Origin of the sequence: Microcella indica (assembly GCF_013414345.1) — a bacterium.
GTDB classification, from domain to species: Bacteria; Actinomycetota; Actinomycetes; order Actinomycetales; family Microbacteriaceae; genus Microcella; species Microcella indica.
Genome location: NZ_CP058670.1, coordinates 1,955,765 through 1,973,282, shown reverse-complemented (window position 1 = coordinate 1,973,282; position 17,518 = coordinate 1,955,765). Strand labels below are relative to the sequence as shown.

The 17,518-nt window shown below is 70.9% G+C and carries 13 protein-coding genes and 1 tRNA gene; 8 read left to right on the top strand and 6 right to left on the bottom strand.

Annotated elements, in window-relative coordinates:
- Window positions 1-12: 12 nt before the first annotated feature.
- Window positions 13-555: a DEAD/DEAH box helicase family protein gene (locus tag HUJ41_RS09655; protein WP_179872378.1), complete on the top strand. Its 543-nt coding sequence runs from the start codon at window positions 13-15 to the stop codon at window positions 553-555.
- Between the two features lie 39 nt (window positions 556-594).
- Here HUJ41_RS09655 and HUJ41_RS09650 read toward each other — a convergent pair whose 3' ends face one another.
- Window positions 595-1,671, bottom strand: coding sequence for a GNAT family N-acetyltransferase (locus tag HUJ41_RS09650; RefSeq protein ID WP_179872377.1), 1,077 nt, complete (start codon window positions 1,669-1,671; stop codon window positions 595-597).
- Between the two features lie 116 nt (window positions 1,672-1,787).
- On the opposite strand from HUJ41_RS09650, the gene HUJ41_RS09645 reads away from it, so the two are divergent.
- From HUJ41_RS09645 to HUJ41_RS09625, 5 genes are all read left to right on the top strand, one after another.
- Window positions 1,788-5,561 carry a chromosome segregation SMC family protein gene (locus tag HUJ41_RS09645; RefSeq protein ID WP_179872376.1) on the top strand — a complete coding sequence of 1,258 codons (3,774 nt, stop codon included), beginning with the start codon at window positions 1,788-1,790 and terminating at the stop codon, window positions 5,559-5,561.
- A gap of 122 nt (window positions 5,562-5,683) precedes the next feature.
- The gene (locus HUJ41_RS09640) at window positions 5,684-8,578 is read left to right on the top strand and encodes a UPF0182 family membrane protein (protein ID WP_179872375.1); all 2,895 of its coding nucleotides are present in this window, start codon (window positions 5,684-5,686) and stop codon (window positions 8,576-8,578) included.
- 125 nt (window positions 8,579-8,703) lie between these two features.
- Entirely contained in the window at window positions 8,704-10,032 is a 1,329-nt protein-coding gene (locus tag HUJ41_RS09635; RefSeq protein WP_179872374.1) for a GAF domain-containing protein, read from the top strand.
- An 82-nt stretch (window positions 10,033-10,114) separates the two neighbouring features.
- Window positions 10,115-10,188, top strand: a tRNA-Met gene (locus HUJ41_RS09630).
- 127 nt (window positions 10,189-10,315) lie between these two features.
- The gene (locus HUJ41_RS09625; protein WP_179872373.1) at window positions 10,316-11,608 is read left to right on the top strand and encodes a phosphatase PAP2 family protein; all 1,293 of its coding nucleotides are present in this window, start codon (window positions 10,316-10,318) and stop codon (window positions 11,606-11,608) included.
- Between the two features lie 161 nt (window positions 11,609-11,769).
- Here HUJ41_RS09625 and heR read toward each other — a convergent pair whose 3' ends face one another.
- Entirely contained in the window at window positions 11,770-12,573 is an 804-nt protein-coding gene (gene heR / locus HUJ41_RS09620; RefSeq protein ID WP_179872372.1) for a heliorhodopsin HeR, read from the bottom strand.
- Between the two features lie 96 nt (window positions 12,574-12,669).
- Between heR and HUJ41_RS09615 the strand changes: the two genes are divergently transcribed.
- Window positions 12,670-13,317 carry a DUF998 domain-containing protein gene (locus HUJ41_RS09615; RefSeq protein ID WP_179872371.1) on the top strand — a complete coding sequence of 216 codons (648 nt, stop codon included), beginning with the start codon at window positions 12,670-12,672 and terminating at the stop codon, window positions 13,315-13,317.
- On the opposite strand, the gene HUJ41_RS09610 is transcribed toward HUJ41_RS09615, so the two are convergent.
- Window positions 13,221-14,183 carry a ribokinase gene (locus HUJ41_RS09610; protein ID WP_179872370.1) on the bottom strand — a complete coding sequence of 321 codons (963 nt, stop codon included), beginning with the start codon at window positions 14,181-14,183 and terminating at the stop codon, window positions 13,221-13,223. The two genes, HUJ41_RS09615 and HUJ41_RS09610, sit on opposite strands and share 97 nt — an antisense overlap.
- Window positions 14,180-14,689: a DoxX family protein gene (locus HUJ41_RS09605; protein WP_179872369.1), complete on the bottom strand. Its 510-nt coding sequence runs from the start codon at window positions 14,687-14,689 to the stop codon at window positions 14,180-14,182. The genes HUJ41_RS09610 and HUJ41_RS09605 overlap by 4 nt, the downstream gene beginning before the upstream one ends.
- A gap of 53 nt (window positions 14,690-14,742) precedes the next feature.
- Between HUJ41_RS09605 and HUJ41_RS09600 the strand changes: the two genes are divergently transcribed.
- Window positions 14,743-15,549: a carbon-nitrogen hydrolase family protein gene (locus HUJ41_RS09600; RefSeq protein WP_179872368.1), complete on the top strand. Its 807-nt coding sequence runs from the start codon at window positions 14,743-14,745 to the stop codon at window positions 15,547-15,549.
- Window positions 15,550-15,559: 10 nt separating this feature from the next.
- Here HUJ41_RS09600 and HUJ41_RS09595 read toward each other — a convergent pair whose 3' ends face one another.
- Both HUJ41_RS09595 and HUJ41_RS09590 read right to left on the bottom strand, forming a co-directional pair.
- Window positions 15,560-16,780: an aminotransferase class I/II-fold pyridoxal phosphate-dependent enzyme gene (locus HUJ41_RS09595; RefSeq protein ID WP_179872367.1), complete on the bottom strand. Its 1,221-nt coding sequence runs from the start codon at window positions 16,778-16,780 to the stop codon at window positions 15,560-15,562.
- 38 nt (window positions 16,781-16,818) lie between these two features.
- A complete protein-coding gene (locus HUJ41_RS09590) occupies window positions 16,819-17,466 on the bottom strand; it encodes a TetR/AcrR family transcriptional regulator (RefSeq protein WP_179872366.1) in 648 nt (215 codons plus the stop codon).
- Between the last annotated feature and the right edge of the window lie 52 nt (window positions 17,467-17,518).

Sequence of the window (17,518 nt, the reverse complement as noted above, 5' to 3'; positions counted from 1 at the left end):
TGAGGAACCACCATGCTCGTTGTCGTCTCCGGGTCTCATGGCAGTGGCAAGAGCACGTTGATCAGCGACTTCGCTCTTTCGCACCCCGACTGGGAGGTCCTGCCCGATCCGTACGAGTTCATTGACCTCGACGCTGGTGAGCCCAGCGTCCCGCTGTTCATCGAGCAGCTGCGCATCGCCGCAGCTCGGATGCGTGAGCCGAGCACTGGTCACCTGCTTGCAGAGCGGGGGCCACTTGATTTTCTTGCCTACCTCCACGCCATGGAGACGCTAGGCCGTTCGACGCTTCCTCGGGAGCTCACGGAGTGGGTATACGACCTCACGCGTCTGGTCATGACGACGGTCGACCTGCTGGTGCTGCTGCCCCTGAACCGGGTTGATGCGATATCGATCGGTGACGATGAGGATCGCGAGCTTCGCGATGCCATGAACATGTCTCTGCTTGAGCTCGCCGACGACCGTCATCTCACGGGGTGCGCGCACGTGGCGGAGATTGTGGGTGACCGTGATCAGAGGCTGGCGTCGCTTCGGTCGGCGATTCAGAGGCTTCCATGAGAGGCAGGAGACCAGTGAACGGGGCGGCATCCAGACTGACTACGCGAGGTCCTTGCGCCAGGCGCCCTCGTACACGAAGGGCTCGAACCCGAGGGCCTCGTTGACCGCGAGCATGTGCCGGTTCTCCTCCGCGTTGTAGGTCACGATCGAGGGATGCCCGGGCCGCAGTCGCTCGAGCTGCGCGAGGTTCGCGGCCTTGAGCAGCATGCCCAGGCGGTGCCCGCGGTGCTCGATGAGCACGATCGTGTCCTCCTGGTCGACAGGTCGCCCGCGCTCGGCGGGCGCGACGAGCTCGGTGAAGCCGACGAGTCGCCCCGAGGGCACGTGCTCGACGGCCGCGACGAACGGGGTGCGGGGGCTGTCCGCCTCCTCGCGCTCGTCGGCGAGCAGACGCTCGACCTTCCACTCGTCCTCGGGCTCTTCGAGGCCGGCGGTCGGCGCATCGGTGCTCATGCGGGTGAGCAGTCGGCAGATGTCCTCCCGCCACTCGGGGGGTGTGTGCCGGCCCCAGAGGTGCACGCGGTAGTCGGGGCCCGCCGCGGCGCTCGCCTGCTCGAGCAGAGCATCCATTCGGGCGGGGTCGACAGGCAGCGGCAGTCGGCTGCCCCGCTCGACCTGCTCGAGCCGGTAGCCGAGAGCGAGCAGCAGCCGCGTCTCCCGGGTGTCGGCGGGCACGTCTCCGAACCCGGTCGGAGCCGCCAGGCGCTCGCCGCCGGCCCGCCACGACGGTGCGTACACGATCGCCTTGGTGCGACCCTCGGCGAGCGCCAAGAGCTCGAGTCGCTCGGCCATCGCGCGGCCGAGCCCGCGGCCGCGCACCTCGGGCAGCACCTCGACGTGCAGCCACGCCGTGTCGGCCGCATCGCCGAGCCGGAACTCGGCGATGCCCCGGCACACGATGCGCCCGTCGAGCCTCGCGACGAGCATCCGCATCGGTTCGAATTCCTGCTTGCGCCACCCCGGCAGCAGCTCCTCGGCCGGCCGCACGTCATCGCGCGTGCCCGAGTCGTGCTCGTTGACCGCATTGCGGACCCCGATCGCGGCGACGAAGTCGGCCGCGTCAGGCGCGTCGATCCGCGCGGGGATGACCACCTCGCTGAAATCGACCCCACCCATGACGGCTCCTCGCTCGCAGGCCAGCCCGCCAGAATACGCGCGCGCCACCCGGTACGGTAGCCCTGACCGATCAGTCCGCGCGCCAGCCCGCGCGACAGCAGCCGAGGGAGGGCAGCGTGCACCTCAAGTCGCTCACCCTCAAGGGCTTCAAGTCGTTCGCGCAGCCGACCACCTTCCAGTTCGAGCCGGGCGTGACGTGCGTGGTCGGCCCCAACGGCTCGGGCAAGTCGAACGTCGTCGACGCCCTCGCCTGGGTCATGGGCGAGCAGGGCGCGAAGACGCTGCGGGGCGGCACCATGTCTGACGTCATCTTCGCGGGCACGGCGACGCGCGGCCCGCTCGGCCGCGCCGAAGTGCTGCTGACGATCGACAACTCCGACGGGATGCTCCCCATTGAGTACGCCGAGGTCACGATCTCGCGCACGCTCTTCCGCAACGGCGGCAGCGAGTACGCGATCAACGGCACAGCCTGCCGCCTGCTCGACGTGCAGGAGCTGCTGAGCGACAGCGGGCTCGGCCGCGAGATGCACGTGATCGTCGGGCAGGGCCAGCTCGACGCCGTGCTGCACGCGAGCCCCGAGGAGCGTCGCGGTTTCATCGAGGAGGCAGCGGGCATCCTCAAGCATCGTCGTCGCAAGGAGAAGACGGTGCGCAAGCTCGAGGGCATGCAGGCGAACCTGACGCGTCTGAACGACCTCGCCGGCGAGATTCGCCGCCAGCTGACGCCACTGGGTCGCCAGGCGGAGATCGCGCGCGAAGCGCAGACGATCGCCGCGATCGTGCGGGATGCCCGGGCCAGAATCCTCGCCGACGAGGTCGTCGCCCTGCGCGAGAGCCTCGCCGACCACCAGCGCACCGAGTCGGAGCGTTCGAGCGAGCGGCTCGTGCTGCAGAGCCAGCTCGACCAGGCTCGCGTGCGCGTGCAGCGTCTCGAAGCGGAGCAGGTCGGAGACGCGGTCGACGGCGCGCGCCGCCTCGCGTTCGAGCTCGAGCAGGTGCAGGAGCGCCTGCGCAGCCTCTACTCGCTCGCCCAGCAGAAGCTCACCCTGCTCAGTCAGCAGTCTGAGCTGCCGGGCCTGTCGTCGACCATCACGCCGGCGCAGGTGGCGGAGGCCCGGGCCGAGGCCGAGTCCCTCGGCGCCGAGGTCGACGCCGCCGAGCGCACAGTCGGCGAGGCGGCCGCCCGCACGGCCACCGCCCGCGCGGCGCTCGACGCCCTCGACGAGGAGATCGCCGCGCAGAGCGCCCTCGTCTCGCAGCACGACCTGCAGCTCGCCGCCCTCGCCGGTCGCGTCGAGGTCGCGCGCTCCACTCTCGCGGCTGCGCGCGGCGAGCTGCTGCGGCAGGAGTCGGCCCTCGAGGCGGCGCGCGAGCGCCAGTCGAGCACGCGCGCCGAGCTCGACGCCCTGCCCGCCCTCGAGGAGGCCTCCGGGCGCGACGCCGAGCTCGACGCCGCCCTCGAGGCCGCCGACACCGCGGTCACCGACACCACCGCGCGCATCGACGGCGAACGGGATGCCCTGCACGCCCTCGAGCGCGAGCGCGACGCCCTCGCGGCGCGGGTCAGCGCGCTCTCGCAGGCGGTGGATGCGCCTCACGGGGCATCCGGCCTGGTCGGCACGGCCGGCGTGCGCGGCCTCGTCGCCGACCACCTGCAGGTGAGAGGCGGGTTCGAGGCCGCGATCGCCGCGGCGCTCGGCTCGCTCGCGGAGGCGGCGCTCGCCGACGACCTCGACGCGGCGCTGCGCGCCCTCGAGAGCGCGCGCGGCAGCGATGCCGGCCGGGTAGAGGTCGTGCTCGCCGAGCTCTCGAGCGCGGGCTCCGACACGAGCGACCTCGCGGGCGGTACGGGGCTCACCCCCGCGGTCGACGTGGTCACGGCTCCCGCCGGTGTGCTCGACCTGCTCGCGCGCACCCTCATCGCCGACGACCTCGACGCTGCACGCGCCGCGTGGCCCGCCCTCGAGAAGCGCGGCGACGGCGCGGCGAGCGTGAGCATCGTCACGCGGCAGGGCGAGGTGCTCACGCGCTCCGTGCTGCGCGGCGGGTCGGGGGAGGGTCGCAGTCGACTCGAGCTCGCTGCCGAGCGCGACACCGCCCGTGATCGGCTGAGCGACGTCACGACGGGCATCGAGCGCGCGCGGTACGCCCTCGATGCGTCGCGCACCGCGCTCACCGAGGCGAAGGCGGCGGCCACCGCGGCGCTCGCCGCGGTGCGCGATCAGGATGCTCAGCGCGCGGCTCGCAGCGAGCAGGTCTCCCGGGCCCGAGCGCAGGCGGAGGCCGCCGAGGCGGAGGCCGCGCGCCTCACGAGCGCCCTCGAGCGCGCCCAGGAGTCCGTCGTCGAGGCGGAGCGCGCGGTCGAGCGGTCTGAGGCGGAGCACGCCGACTTCGCGGGTCGCCCGCGCCCCATGCTCGATGCCTCCGCCCGCGACCAGCTGCTGAGCGACCTCGAGGCCGCGCGTGCGGCTGAGCTGGAGCGGCGCATCGAGCTCGAGACGGCGCGCGAGCGGGTGCGCGCCGCACGCGACGGTGCCGAGCAGCTCGAGCGCCGCCGCCAGGCCGAGCGTGCCGCCGCCGATGAGGCCGCCCGCCGCGCTGTACTGCGGCAGCGCCAGGTCGAGCGCGCGACGCGCGTCGCCGCGTCCCTGCCCGCCGTGCTCGCGGCCGTCGACGCGTCGGTCGCCGAGGCGCGCGTCTCGCTCGCCCAGGCGGAGGCGCAGCGCACCGCGCAGAACGAGGAGCTTCTCGAGCTGCGCCGCAGCGAGTCCGCTCTGCGCGAGCGGCTCGCGGGCATCACCGAGAACGTGCACGGTCTCGAGCTGCAGATCTACGAGAAGAAGCTGCACCTGGGCCAGCTGCTCGAACGCGCGGGGGAGGAGCTCGGGCTCGTCGAGGAGGTCCTCGTCGACGAGTACGGCCCGCACGTGCCCGTGCCGGACGACGATGCCCTCACCGCGGCCGCCCGAGCGGCGGCCGATGCGATCGCTGCGCAGGCTGCCGCGCGCGTCGACCCCGATCCCGATGCGCCCGAGGTCGGCCGCGAGCCCGAGCCCGACCCGACCACTGACGACGACGCGGCCCGCACCGCCGCACTCGTCGCCGACGCCGCCGCGCGCGCGTTCGCGACTCAGGCAGAAGCGACCGATGTGCCCGGTTCGCACGCACCTGAGCACGCACAGCCTGAGTTCCGAACGGCAGAACCGAGCGGCAAGCCGTTCGACCGCGCCGAGCAGCAGACGCGGCTCGCGCGAGCGGAGCGCAAGCTCGGCCAGCTCGGCCGGGTGAACCCGCTCGCCCTCGAGGAGTTCGCCGCGCTCGAGCAGCGGCACAAGTTCCTCACCGAGCAGCTCACCGACCTCGCGAACACCCGCCGCGACCTGCTGACGATCATCGACGAGCTCGACGAGACGATGCAGCACATCTTCTCGTCCGCGTTCGCCGACACGCAGGCCGCCTTCGACACGGTGTTCCCGATCCTGTTCCCCGGCGGCACGGGCAGCCTGCACCTCACCGACCCGGAGAGCATGCTCACGACGGGCATCGAGGTGACCGTCAAACCCGCAGGCAAGAAGATCGAGCGGCTGAGCCTCCTGAGCGGCGGCGAGCGGTCCCTCGCCGCGGTCGCCCTCCTCATCGCGATCTTCAAGGCCCGGCCGAGCCCGTTCTACATCATGGACGAGGTGGAGGCAGCGCTCGACGACGCCAACCTCGGCCGCCTTCTCACGATCTTCCGCGACTTGAGAGCGGCATCCCAGCTCATCATCATCACGCACCAGAAGCGCACGATGGAGATCGCGGATGCCCTCTACGGGGTCAGCATGAGGCAGGACGGCGTGAGCGCCGTCGTCGGGCAGCGCGTGCAGAATCCGGACGAGCTCGCCAGCTGAGCCCGACGCAGTCCGCGTCGACGACTGCGCTCGCGGCGAACGTTAGGGGTGCGACCGGCCCGATGCCAGGCACGGCCCGCTAGTCTGGGGAAGTTCGCCCGACGACCTCAGGAGCCATTTCAGTGTCGACCACCACCTCGCAGCCGACCAACCGATCGCGCTCAGCCCTCATCATCACGGCCATCGTCGTGGGTGTTCTCGTGGCGCTGTTCTTCGTCTTCGCGAACGTCTACACCGACATCCTCTGGTTCGACCAGCTCGGGTACCTGCCCGTGCTCGCGACGCAGTGGATCGCCACGGGCGTCATGTTCCTCGTCGGATTCGTGGGCATGTTCCTGCCCGTGTGGGCGAGCCTGCAGATCGCCTACCGCTCCCGGCCGGTCTACGCCAAGCTCAACTCGCAGCTCGACCGCTACCAGGAGGCCATCGAGCCTCTGCGCCGCGCCGCCATGATCGGCATCCCCGCCGTGCTCGGCCTCTTCGCGGGCGTCACGACCTCGGCGCAATGGACCCAGGTGCTGCAGTTCTTCAACCGGACGCCCTTCGGCACGACCGACGCTCAGTTCGGCTTCGACATCGGCTTCTTCGTCTACGAGCTGCCCTTCTACCGCGGCATCATCGCCTTCGCCTCCGCCGCCGTGCTGCTCTCGCTGCTCGCGGCCCTCGCGACGAGCTACCTGTACGGCGCACTGCGCGTCAACGGCCGTGAGATCCGCATCTCCCGCACCGCGCGCATCCAGCTCGCGATCACGGGTGCCGTCTACATCGCGCTCCAGGGCGTGAGCATCTGGTTCGACCAGTACGCGGCCGTCATCGCGCCGAGCGAGGGCTTCCTGCCCGCTGGTGCTGGTTTCGCCGAGGTCAACGCGACCATTCCCAGCAGGGCGATCCTCGCCGGCATCGCGGCGCTCGTCGCCGTGCTCTTCATCATCACGGCGATCGTCGGGCGCTGGCGCCTGCCGATCGTCGGCACGGCCCTGCTGCTCGTGAGCGGTCTGCTCATCGGCAGCGTCTACCCGTGGATCGTGCAGCGCTTCCAGGTCGACCCGAGCGCGCGCACGATCGAGGCGCCGTTCATCGAGCGCAACATCGACGCCACTCGAGCGGCCTACGGTGTCGACGAGCTCGTCGAGATCTCCTACGACGCGAAAACGGACGCGACCGAGGGCGCTCTGCGCGAGGATGCGGAGACGACCGCGAACATCCGCCTCATCGACCCGGCTCTCGTCACCGAAGCCTTCGCCCAGCTCGAGCAGTTCCGCCAGTACTACCAGTTCCCCGAGTTCCTCGACGTCGACCGCTACGAGATCGGCGGCCAGACGCAAGACACGGTGCTCTCCCTGCGCGAGCTCAACCCCGACGGGCAGACCTCGCAGAACTGGTACAACAACACCATCGTGTTCACCCACGGCTACGGCGTCGTCGCGGCCTACGGCAACCAGCGCGCCGACGACGGCCAGCCGCTCTTCCTCGAGTCGGGCATCCCTGTCGACGGCGCGCTCACCGAGGCGCTCGGCGAGTACGAGCCGCGTGTCTACTTCGGCGAGTTCTCGCCCCTGTACTCCATCGTCGGCGGCGGCGAGAACCTCGAGCTCGACTTCCCCTCCGACGGGGCGGGCGAGGATGCCGCGGGCAACGCGACGTACACCTTCGAGGGTGAGGGCGGGCCCGCGCTCGACAACGTGTTCAAGCGCCTGCTGTACGCGATCAAGTTCCAGTCTGAGCAGATCTTCCTCTCCGAGGCGGTGACCGATGACTCGCAGATCCTCTATGACCGCAACCCGCTCGACCGGGTGCAGAAGGCCGCCCCGTACCTGCGACTCGACTCTGACCCCTACCCGGCGGTCGTGGACGGCGAGATCGTCTGGATCGTCGACGGCTACACGACGACGTCGAGCTACCCGTACTCGACCTCGGTGCCGCTCTCGGCCGCCGTCGCCGACACGTACACGCCGTCGCCGCAGTTCCCGGTCGACGACATCAACTACATCCGCAACTCGGTCAAGGCCACCGTCAACGCGTACGACGGCGAGGTGACGCTCTACGCCTGGGACGAGGAGGACCCGATTCTGAAGACCTGGCAGAAGGTCTTCCCGACGACTCTGCGCTCGGTCGACGACATGAGCCAGCAGCTGCTCGACCACGTGCGCTACCCCTCCGACCTGTTCAAGGTGCAGCGCAACATCCTCGGCGCCTACCACGTGACCGACCCTGGCTCGTTCTTCTCGACGGACGACGAGTGGGTCACCCCGAACGACCCGATCTCGTCTGCCGCCGCGCCGACGACGCAGCCGCCGTACTACCTCACGATGCAGGTTCCCGGGGAGGACGAGCCCGGCTTCACGCTGTACTCGACCTTCATCCCGCGCACCGCGAGCGACAACGAGCGCAATGTGCTGACCGGCTATCTCGCCGCGAACTCCGACCCCGGTGACGACTACGGCAAGCTCACGTTGCTGACCCTGCCCTCGCAGACGATTCCGGGCCCCGGTCAGGTGCAGAACCAGTTCAACTCCGACACCGAGGTCGCGAACCAGCTCGCGCTCCTGCAGCGCGGCGAGACCGAGGTGCTCCGCGGCAACCTGCTGACCCTCCCGGTCGGCGGCGGGTTCCTCTACGTGCAGCCGGTCTACGTGCAGTCGACGGGTGAGACCAGCTACCCGCTGCTGCGCAAGGTGCTCGTGTCGTTCGGTGACTCGATCGCCTTCGAGGACACCCTCGACCAGGCTCTCGACGCGCTCTTCGGCGGCGACTCGGGTGCCGATGCGGGCGACGGCGACGTCGACCCCGCGCTGCCCGAGGTGGAGCCGGAGGCGCCGACCGACCCCGAGGCGCCCGAGGAGCCGACCGAGCCGAGCACACCGCCCACGGGCGACCTGCAGGCCGCGCTCGAGGACGCCCGCCAGGCGCTCCAGGACCGCCAGGCGGCCTACGCGGCCAACGATCTCGTGGCGGCGGCTGAAGCCGACGAGCGGCTGCAGGACGCCATCGAGCGGGCCATCGCTCTGAGCGACTAGGCGGCAACGAACAGTAGACCCATCCGTCTGTCCCCCGAGCAGGGCTCCCGCGCTCGGGGGATGGCGGGGGCAGAAAGGGCGCCCTAGTCTCGCTCAGCGAAGGGGGGCTTGGAAGGAAGCCCATCGTGTCGGCACTACTCGCCGCTGCAGTGTTCCTCGTCAGGCCGCTCATGCGACTGTGGGCGTCGTGGCGTCAGCAGGATCTGTCCTGGATGCCGCGTCCCACGGGCGCGCCGCACGCTGTCGCTGACGGACCCTCCGCCGACCGTGTGCTCATCATCGGCTCCGGCCCCGCTGTCGGCTGGGGTGTCGCCTCCCACGATCTCGCCCTCGCCGGCTCTCTCGCGCGTGCTCTGCGCTCGATGACGGGGCGTGGTGTGATCGTCGACGTCATTGCGAACTCCGAGATGACGTCGGCCAATCTCGCGCCCATCATCGGAGGAGCGCGGCTGAGCGACTACGACGCCGTCGTGACGACGGTCGGCATCAATGACGCACTCGCCGGGACGTCGCCTCGAGTGTGGCGGCGCAACATTCGCCTGGCGCTCGAGATCTGGCGCAATCGGGTCGCGCAGGGCAACCTCCTGCTCATGGTCGGGATGACCTCGATCACGACCATCCCGACCTTCGTGGGCGGTGGTGGATGGTTCGCCGACGTGCTCGTGCGTCGTCTCAACGAGATCACCGACCGGTTGGCCGACCCGTTGCCCACCGTTCGCACGCTGCCTCTGCCGGCCGTGCCGAGCCCGGAAGGCGCCTCCGGTCGGCACACCCCGGCCGACTATGCCGCGTGGGCGGCGGTCATCGCGCACGAGCTGGCCTCGCCGCTCGACCTCGCCTACTCAGCACACGACTCGGTCGAGGGTCGGCGCCGCACGCGCGCCGTGGACCGCATGACGTCGGGCATCGCCGATGCTCCCGAGCTCGTGAAGCTGCTGCACGGCGCGCAGGCCTCGCTCGACAAGATCGTCACGATGGCGGCGGCGGCGATGAACGTACCCACGGCGCTGCTGACGGTGCTCGGGCCCGACAAGCAGTGGCACGTGGCGCGCTACGGCATCGACCTCGAGGGGGTACCGATCGAGCAGTCTTTCTGCGCGATCGCGGTGCGCAACGAGGAGACGCTTGTTGTGCCGGATGCTCCGCATGACCCGCGCTTCGCCGCGAACCCGCTCGTCACGGATGTCGACGGCATTCGCTACTACGCGGGCACGCCGCTGCAGGACCCTCAGGGTCGGTACTTCGGGGCGCTGTGCGTCATCGACTCGCGGCCGCGCAACATCACGACCCCCACCGACCTCTCGGTGCTGCGCAAGCTCGCGACGGCGGCGCAGAGCACGATCTGGGGTGCGATCTTCAGCGACGGGGGCCGCGTCGCGCACCCTGCGGTGTCGCAGGATGCGCCGACCTCGCCGGCCGAGCTGCGTCGCGAGCTGCTCGCGACCCCGGCATAGGCCGCCCGGTCGGGGAGGGCACGCGATGATGCCGGGCTCGATTCGACCGCGCCGGGGGCGACTGCTAGACTGGGGGCTTCGCCGCGGGGTGGAGCAGTTCGGTAGCTCGCTGGGCTCATAACCCAGAGGTCGTAGGTTCAAATCCTGCCCCCGCAACGGTCGTCCTCCACGAAGGACGGTGGAAGCCCCCGAATCGTCTGGTTCGGGGGCTTCGTGCTTGTGCGTGGTGCTCTGAACCACCGCGACGAGCCTGACGCGCCCGGCGGCCGGGAAGGTTCACGACATGGGGGTGCTGACCGATGTCCTGGCGGGGGTGCTCGGCGGGTTCGCGTTCGTCGCCGACATCGGGCGACAGGCCGGCTGGGCCCTTCTGCCCGCCACCGTGGTCTTCCTGCTCGTGCGTCGACTGCCGAGGGCGGCGGTCGTCCTCGCGCTCGGTGGCCTCGGCGGCGCTCTCCTCGCCGCGGTCGTGCCGCTCCTCGTGGCCGTGTGGCTGTCGACCGGCGAGGGCGGCATGAACCTGGCATTCTTCGACGACGTGCTCGGCCTCACGGTGACCTCGGCCCTCCTTCTCATGGTGTTCCAGCCCGTCCTTCCGGCGAAGAGGTGGTGGGTGCTGGGGACTGCGCTGCTCGTCGTCGGGTTCGGAACCGCCGCGGTCGCGTCGGGGTCGGCGTCACTCGCGGTCGTGCTCTCCGCGGGGGCGATCGGAGTGCTCTGGGCCGGGACGGTCGGCCTCCTGTCGCGGCGGTGGGTGTCGGATCAGTCGGGAGCGCACGCAGCTGGCTGGCTCACGATGGCGGTCGGGCACAGCGACCGCCTCCGCCTGGCGCCCGAGCGCGGCAGCCCCTCGCCGTCCCTGGCGCGCGCAGTCGCGGCGCTCGGTGCCGTCCTCGTGCTCCTCGCGGGCACGGTGGCCGCGATCGGCAGCTTCGTCATCGTTCCCTCCGCCGCCGTGCAGGAGGTCGATGACCGCATCATCGACTGGTTCGTGAGCATCCGCTCTGACGGCCTCTCCGCGCTCGCGACGGTGCTCGATGCTGCCGGCAACACGCCCGGCATCATCGCGGTGCAGCTTGCCGCAGTGCCGATCGCTCTCGCCCTGACGCGGAGGCGCGCTCCTGCGGTGCTTCTCGTCACCGCCGTCGTGGGGGAGACCGCGGTCTACCTCGTCGCGGGCGCGCTCGTGGGCCGCGCGCGGCCCGAGGTCGACCACCTGTCGATGATGGTGCCGCCGACCTCCAGCTACCCCTCAGGCCACGTGGCCGCGACCGTGGTCACCTACGGCGCGATCGCTCTTCTCGTCCTCGCGTGGTCGCGCAGCCGATGGCGGTACGCGGTGGTCCCCGTCGCCGTGCTGCTCGTCGCCGGCGTCGTGCTGGCCCGCCTGTACTGGGGCTTGCACTTCGCCACGGACACGCTCGCGAGCGTCGTGTTCGCCGTGGTGTGGCTTGCCGCGTGCTGGCGCGTCATCCGCCCGGGACCGGGGCCGGGGCCCGGGAGCGGACGGGAACGGGCGGTCAGCATTCGCAATGCGCACACGCGCGCGTGGCGTGAGCCCCCGGAGATCGCCTGATCCGCCACGATAGGAGGGCCGGGGAACGAGGGCCCGCCTCCGCTGTCGACGCCCCCCTTCAGGATCATGTGTCGCCAGCACCCCGGCCGGCCGATGTTCAGACGGATTCGGGTTCTGGCTGAACATCGGCCACCTCTGTGTCTGCGACCGCCCCGCGGCCCTCAGCTCGCGATCGCGGGAATGATCGCGCCGGAGAACACCTGCCACGCAAGAGCCGTCTTGGCCACGAGGCTGAGCGTGATGTACGTGCGCTCGCCCTGCAGGTAGCTCTTCCACTTGCCGACTTGCTTGTACTGCAGCCACTGGTTGACGGCGAAGGTGTTGAAGAACACGAAGAGCGAGATGACGATGCCGACGACGAAGTCGGGGGCGGCGACCTCGCTCTCACTGCCGGGGCGCAGGAAGTAGATGAGCACCAGGATCCACGGCACGATGCCGACCATCGAGCCGAAGATGAAGGGAAGCATGCCGCCGGAGCCGGGCTGCTCGTACTTCTCCTGCAATGCGCCGAACAGGATCATCGCTGCGTTGACGGCGAAGACCGCGAACAGGGCACCGATGTCGGTCACGCCGTTGATGGCGAGGATGAGCCAGATCATGATCGACGAGCTGAGCGAGTACTCCGCCCAGCGGAAGTAGTTGCGGTTCGCGAGAAGCCCGCTCTTGTAGCGGCCGAAGAACCACGGGCTCGAGATGAGGAAGTGGAAGAAGGCGCTCAGGGCGAGGAACGCCACGACGCCGATGCCGATGTTCACCTCGAACAGGGTCACGCGCTCCGGCGGCAGAGGCACGCCGGGAGGGCCGGCGAGGTAGTCGGCGGTGACGGCGAACAGCACCTGCGTGCTGAGCATCGTGAGCACGATCGCGAAGCCGATCGCCTGCAGCAGGTGCAGACTGCCGGCGACGAGGTTGTAGACCCGCAGCCGGTCGATCTGCTGGTCGGGGGTGTAGGTCTTCTTCGCCATGGTGCGCTCCTTCGGGCCGGGCGGGTTCGGGGCTGACGCTAGCAGGCGCAGACGCCAGCAGGCGCCGACCCAGCCGTGTCCCGCTACGGTGAGAACGTGACAGACACGACGCGACCCGACCGTCGACTGGTGAGCCGGCCCGCGCTCGTCTCGTCGCTCCTCGCCCCGGTGTTCTTCATCGGCGGCACGATCGTCGCCGAGCTGTCCTGGCCGGGATTCGATCCGGTCGCGATGACCATCAGTGAGCTGGCGGCGGGGGATGCCCCCACGCGGGTCTTCATGACCCTCATGTTTGTGCTGACCGGCGCGTGCCACCTCGTCACCGCGGCGTTCGCGCGAGGCCTCGCGTGGCCCGGCCGCGCCGCCCTGGCGCTCGCGGGCGTCGCGCTCTTCGCGGTCGCGGCGTTCCCGCTGCCCGCGGTCGGCGAGTCGAGCCCCGAGCACCGCTACTCGGCCATGGCCGGGTTCGTGCTGCTGGCCCTGTGGCCCGTGCTGAGCATGCGCCTCTCACGCCGGTACCCGTGGCTCGTGCGCCCGGTCGGGGCGACCTTGAGCACCCTCGCGGTCGGCGCCGCCTGCGTGGCGTTCGCGTGGATCGAGGCGTCGCCCGACCCGGCTCTCATCGGTCTCGCCGAACGGATCGCCGCCTACCTCGAGTCGCTGTGGCCCGCCGTCGTCGTGCTCGCCCTCGCTCTGCGCGACCGCCGCGCGTCAGCGCGAGAGCCGCACCTGCGCGGCGGCTGAGCGCCGAGCCACTGCACGGCCGCGGCGCCCGCCGCGACGCCGCGCTCGACCGCGGCCTCGAGGGACTCGCCCTCGGCGAGCTCCGCGCAGACGGCGCCCACGAAGGCGTCACCGGCCCCCGTCGTGTCGACGACGGTCACGCGCGGTGCGGGCAGATGACCCGCACCGGTGGGGCTCGCGAACACGGCGCCGTCCCCGCCGAGGGTGATGATGACGCTGCGGCAGCGGTCGAGCAGCGCGGTGGCGGCAGCGGTCGCGTCGTCGACGGAGTCGACGGTCAGCCCGCTGAGGTCGTGCGCCTCTGACTCGTTCACGACGAGCGGATCGCACAGGGCGAGCAGAGCATCCGGAATTCGCCTGCTGGGGGAGAGGTTGAGCACCACGCGACCGCCCGCCGCGTCGACCGCGTCGGCCGCGGCGATCACGACGTCGAGGGGAATCTCGAGCTGGGCCAGCAGGACGGTGCGGGGGCCCGCGAGCTCGCGCACGATCGGCGCGATCGCCTCGACGCTCAGCCGGCCGTTGGCGCCGGGCGCCACGACGATGGTGTTCTCGCCGTCGCGCGAGACGGTGATGAGCGCCACACCGGTGGGCGCATCCTCGAGGGTGAGCGTGCGGGAGACGTCGACGCCGCCCGAGCCGAGGGCGTCGAGCATGGCGTGACCGTTCGCATCAGCGCCGACCGCACCGAGGAAGACGGGCAGAGCACCCGATCGTGCGGCGGCGAGAGCCTGGTTGGCGCCCTTGCCGCCCGTCGCCGTGACGAGGTCACCCCCCATGAGGGTCTCGCCGGGCTGCGGGTGGCGCTCCACGAGCACCGTGAAGTCGGTGTTCGCCGAGCCGAGAACGATGAGGGTCGCGGTCATCCCCTCATCGTGCCAGAGGGGTCGCGGCGGCGACCAGCGCGCCACGAGCGGTAGGCAGCCCAGGCTCCCGTCGACCACAGTGCCCACGCCACGAGGAGAGGTTGGAACAGCAGCCGGATGCCCCTGGCCACGTCGTTCGTGAGGCCGAATCCGTCGCGGCCCTCGGTGAACTGCGCGATGTTGCCGGGGAAGATGGCGAGGAAGAACAGGGCGACGAGCCAGCCGACGGGCACGCGCCACCGGCCGAGCGCCAGGAGCGCGAGGCCGAGGGCGATCTCGACGATGCCGGACGCGACGACCACGATGTCGCCGTCGAGAGGCAGCCACGGCGGCACCTGCGCGAGGAACTCCTCGCGGCCGACGGTGAGGTGGCTGAGCCCGGCGAGCAGCAGTGCGGCGCCGAGCAGCCAGCGCGCGAGGCGCTGCGGCCAGGACGCACCGGACGGTCGCGGGGTGACCGGGTCGGTCGGGGCGGTGCTGGCGGGGGGAGCGGAGGGGTCGCGCATGGCGCACAGTCTGGCACTGCCTCCCGGCGAAGGGCTGGTCGTAGGCTGGTCGCATGAGCACTCGCACCGCCGTCGCCGTCGCCCAGTGGGGCCCGGGAGCCGACCGGGACGTGAACCTCGCCGAGCTGCGCGAGCTCGCCCAGAAAGCCGTCGATCTGGGCGCGGGGCTCGTCGTGTTTCCCGAGTACTCGGCCTACTTCACGCCCCGGCCTGACGAGGGGTGGGTCGCGAACGCCGAGCCGCTCGACGGTCCCTTCGTCTCGGCGCTCTCGGCGATCGCCGCGGAGCTCGAGGTCATCATCGTGGCGGGGCTCCTGGAGCAGTCGTCGCAGCCCGAGAAGTGCCGCAACACGATCGTCGCCGTCGGCACCGATGGCGCGCTGCTCGCGACCTCGCCCAAGCTGCACCTGTATGACGCGTTCGGGGCCCAGGAGTCGCGGTGGGTCGAGCCCGGCGAGATCGGCGAGCCGCAGCTGTTCGAGTTCGCGGGGCTGCGGGTGGGCATCCAGACCTGCTACGACCTGCGATTCCCGGAGGTGACGCGTCGTCTCGCCGACGCGGGCGCCGATCTCGTGCTCGTGCCCGCGGAGTGGGTTGCCGGCCCGGGCAAGAGGCACGCGTGGGTGACGCTCGCCGCGGCGCGGGCGATCGAGAACACCGTGTACCTCGCCGGCGCTGACCACCCGCCGCCCATCGGGGCGGGGGCGAGCCTCATCGTCGACCCGCTGGGCGCGCAGCTCGCCTACCTCGACGACGAGGTGGATGTCGCGGTCGCCACGCCCGATCGGGCCCACCTCGACGAGGTGCGCCGCATCAACCCCGCCCTGCAGCTGCGCCGGTTCGGGGTCGCACCGCTCTGACGATCGACCGCTACCGGGCGGCGAAGGCGCGCAGCCGCTCGCTCGCGTCGGCGATCGCGGCTTCGGTGCGGCAGAACGCGAAGCGCAGCGAGGAGCGCACGACGGGGTCGTTCGAGCGCGGAGCGAAGGCCTGCAGGGGAATCGAGGCGACGCCAGGGTCGAGCGTGAGCTCGCGCGCGGCGACGGCACCGTCGGTGATGCCGAGCGGGGCAGCGTCGGCGACGACGAAGTAGGAGCCGCTCGACGGGCTCACGCGGAAGCCGGCGGCGCGAAGCCCGTCGCTGAGCAGGTCGCGTCGAGACTGCAGCGAGCGCCGCTGCTCGTCGAAATAGCTGTCGGGCAGGCCGAGGCCGACCGCGACGGCGGGCTGGAAGGGGGCCCCGTTGACGTAGGTCGTGAACTGCTTGACGGCGAGCACGTGGTCGATGAGGTCGGCGGGGCCGGTCATCCAGCCGATCTTCCAGCCGGTGACGCGGAACGTCTTCGCGGCGCTCGAGATGGTCAGGGTGCGCTCGCGCGCTCCCGGGATGAGCGCCGCCGGCGTGAACGGCGCGTCGTCGTACACGAGATGCTCGTACACCTCGTCGCTCACGATGACGGCGTCGTGGGCGGCGGCGCGCGCGACGATGCGCTCGAGCAGGTCGGGGCGGATCACCGAGCCGGTCGGGTTGTGCGGGTTGTTGAGCAGCACGACCCGCGTGCGGGGCCCGATGGCGGCGTCGATCTCGGCAGGCTCCGGCTGGAAGTCGTCGCCGCGCAACGGGATGGTGCGGTGCGTGGCGCCGCTCAGGCCGATCACGGCCGCGTAGGAGTCGTAGTACGGCTCGAGGGTCACGACTTCGTCGCCAGCCCCTGCGAGGGCGAGTAGGGCGACGGCGATGCCCTCTGTGGCCCCCGTCGTCGCGATCACCTCGGTGTCAGGGTCGACCGTGTCGCCCCAGAAGCGCTCGCGGTGCTCGGCGATCGCCTGGCGCAGCACGGGCATGCCCCGGCCCGGCGGGTACTGGTTGACTCCCGCGTTGATCGCCTCGATGGCCGCGTCGAGCACCTCGCGCGGAGCATCCTCGTCGGGGAATCCCTGCCCCAGATTGACGGCGCCGTGCTCGGTGGCGAGGGCGGAGATCTCGGCGAAGATGGTGGAGCGCACCGTGCCGGCCGCGTCGACGAGACCGGCCGCGTCGACGAGACCGGCCGCGTCGACGGTGCGCAGCCACGGCGGTGGGGTGCTCATCACTTCACCGTAATCACCGGACGCCAGCCGGCGCGGCGTCAGCTGCTCGACTTGGGCAGCGTGAGGCTCGTCGCCCACTCGTAGAACACGCCCTTGCCGGGGGAGGTGTCGGCGACGTCGGCGTCGACAGAGCGGTGCAGCAGGTCGGCGATGGCGCGGATCGTCGTGTCGAGGTCGTCGTGCGGTGCCGTGATGGCGAGCCCGGCCGAGCAGACCGAGAGCACGCTCGACACCATGCGCGCGTCGATATCCGGCCGCACCATGCCCACGTTCTGCAGATTCTCGATGAGGTCGGCGCGCACGCCCACATTGGGTATGTAGACGAAGCCGTTGGCGTTGCGCATGATCTGGTGCAGGGCATCCCGATCGATGACGAACAGGGTGCGGGCGAGCGGACGCTCGTACACCGACGACAGGATGTAGGTGTACATGCGCGAGAGCAGGCCGCCGCGAGGATCGCGCTCCGCGTGGTCGACGATGCTCGCATACATGAGGCTGAACTCGCGGTTCAGCATGCTCACGAGAACATCGTTGGGGGTCTCGAAGAGGCTCGCGATCTCGTCGCGCGGGGCGCCGGAGCGCTCGGCGAGCGCCGGGAACGTGACCGCGCTGTAGCCGTCGTGCATGATCAGGTCGGCGGCAGCGGAGAGGATCTGGTCGATGTCGGTGACAGGGGGGTGGGTCATCGAGTACTCATCACGGTTCGGGGGTCAGGAGGGTGATTCGGGGTGGAGCACA

What these genes read in the sequence shown, in the direction of transcription:
- HUJ41_RS09655 (WP_179872378.1), top strand. Translation starts at nt 13, where the DNA reads ATGCTCGTTGTCGTCTCCGGGTCTCATGGCAGTGGCAAGAGCACGTTG.
- HUJ41_RS09650 (WP_179872377.1), bottom strand. Translation starts at nt 1,671, where the DNA reads ATGGGTGGGGTCGATTTCAGCGAGGTGGTCATCCCCGCGCGGATCGAC.
- HUJ41_RS09625 (WP_179872373.1), top strand. Translation starts at nt 10,316, where the DNA reads ATGGGGGTGCTGACCGATGTCCTGGCGGGGGTGCTCGGCGGGTTCGCG.
- heR (WP_179872372.1), bottom strand. Translation starts at nt 12,573, where the DNA reads ATGGCGAAGAAGACCTACACCCCCGACCAGCAGATCGACCGGCTGCGG.
- HUJ41_RS09610 (WP_179872370.1), bottom strand. Translation starts at nt 14,183, where the DNA reads ATGACCGCGACCCTCATCGTTCTCGGCTCGGCGAACACCGACTTCACG.
- HUJ41_RS09605 (WP_179872369.1), bottom strand. Translation starts at nt 14,689, where the DNA reads ATGCGCGACCCCTCCGCTCCCCCCGCCAGCACCGCCCCGACCGACCCG.
- HUJ41_RS09600 (WP_179872368.1), top strand. Translation starts at nt 14,743, where the DNA reads ATGAGCACTCGCACCGCCGTCGCCGTCGCCCAGTGGGGCCCGGGAGCC.
- HUJ41_RS09595 (WP_179872367.1), bottom strand. Translation starts at nt 16,780, where the DNA reads ATGAGCACCCCACCGCCGTGGCTGCGCACCGTCGACGCGGCCGGTCTC.
- HUJ41_RS09590 (WP_179872366.1), bottom strand. Translation starts at nt 17,466, where the DNA reads ATGACCCACCCCCCTGTCACCGACATCGACCAGATCCTCTCCGCTGCC.